This window comes from Nocardiopsis sp. MG754419, assembly GCF_018207095.1.
GTDB lineage: Bacteria > Actinomycetota > Actinomycetes > Streptosporangiales > Streptosporangiaceae > Nocardiopsis.
This window is the reverse complement of record NZ_QOCZ01000303.1, coordinates 1-1,300: the sequence shown is the minus strand read 5'-3', so window position 1 is coordinate 1,300 and position 1,300 is coordinate 1. Positions and strand designations below refer to the sequence as shown.

The 1,300-nt window shown below is 74.0% G+C and carries 1 protein-coding gene; it reads left to right on the top strand.

What is annotated here, in order from left to right; all coding sequences use genetic code 11:
- Positions 1–26 precede the first annotated feature (26 nt).
- The gene (locus tag DSY14_RS27790; protein ID WP_211719563.1) at positions 27–1,217 is read left to right on the top strand and encodes a PHB depolymerase family esterase; all 1,191 of its coding nucleotides are present in this window, start codon (positions 27–29) and stop codon (positions 1,215–1,217) included.
- The last annotated feature ends 83 nt before the right edge of the window (positions 1,218–1,300 follow it).

Here is a 1,300-nt window from a genome sequence, read left to right as displayed (position 1 = left end):
GACCGGCCCTCCCCCCGCTCGCCGCCCTGACCGCGGTACTCCTGCTGGCCGCGACCCTGGTCATCACCCTGGCCCCGCGTGCCTCCGCCGCCACACTGGACCCGGTGTCCTCCTTCGGCTCCAACCCCGGCGGCCTCGCCATGTACGAGTACGTGCCCGACGACCTTCCCCCGAACGCACCCCTGGTCGTGCTCCTGCACGGATGCACCCAGGACGCCGCCGCCTACCACCGGCACTCCGGCTGGGCCGCCCAGGCCGAGGCCTCCGGGATCGCCCTCGTCTACGCCGAACAGAACACCGTCAACAACGCCTCCCGCTGCTTCAACTGGTTCGAGCCCACCGACGTGGCCCGCGACTCCGGCGAGGCACGCTCCGTGCGTTCGATGGTGGAGTACGCCCTCGACGCGCACGCACTGGACGCGGACCGTGTCCACGTCTCCGGGCTGTCCGCCGGCGGGGCCATGACCGCCGAACTGCTCGCGGCCTACCCCGACCTCTTCGCCGGTGGAAGCATCGTCGCGGGTGTCCCGGTGGGCTGCGCCACCGGCATGATCGACGCCTTCACCTGTATGAACCCGGGGAAGAACCGCACCCCCGAACAGTGGGGCGACGAGGTCCGCGCCAAACGGCCCGACGGGGCCGACCTACCCCGGATCGCGGTCTGGCACGGCACCGCCGACACCACGGTGGCCCCCGCCAACGGCGACGCCTCGGTGGCCCAGTGGGGTGACGCGCACGGCCTTCCCGCGGACCCGGACGCCACGGAGTCGCTGCCCGGCTCCACCACCGCCTCCTACTACGGGGGCGGGGCCACCGACGCCGCCGTCGCACACTTCTCCGTGGCGGGTCTGGGGCACGGCACCCCGGTCGATCCGACCACCGACTGCGGCACCGCCGGCGCCCACTTCCTCGCGTCGATCTGCTCCACCGCGTACACGGCGTGGTTCTGGGGGATCGCCGACGGGGTGGATCCGACCGACCCGCCCACCGGCGAGCCGAGCGAGCCGCCCTCGGACGAACCCACCGACCCACCTGCGGCCACCTGCGTGACGGCCCACAACGCCGGCCACGTCGCGCAGGGGCGCGCGGTGCCTCGCCTCGGACTGACCTACGCGGTCGGCTCCGGCGACGCGCTCGGACTGTGGAACACGGCCGTCACGACGTCGCTCACCGAGACCGCACCCGGGTACTGGCGGCACACGATCGGCGGGTGCTGACCGAACGGCCGGTGCGGGCGGGCCGTCGGCCCGCCCGCACCGTTCTCCTCCCGGCGATCGGAGGGCGGGCACGACCCCCGTGG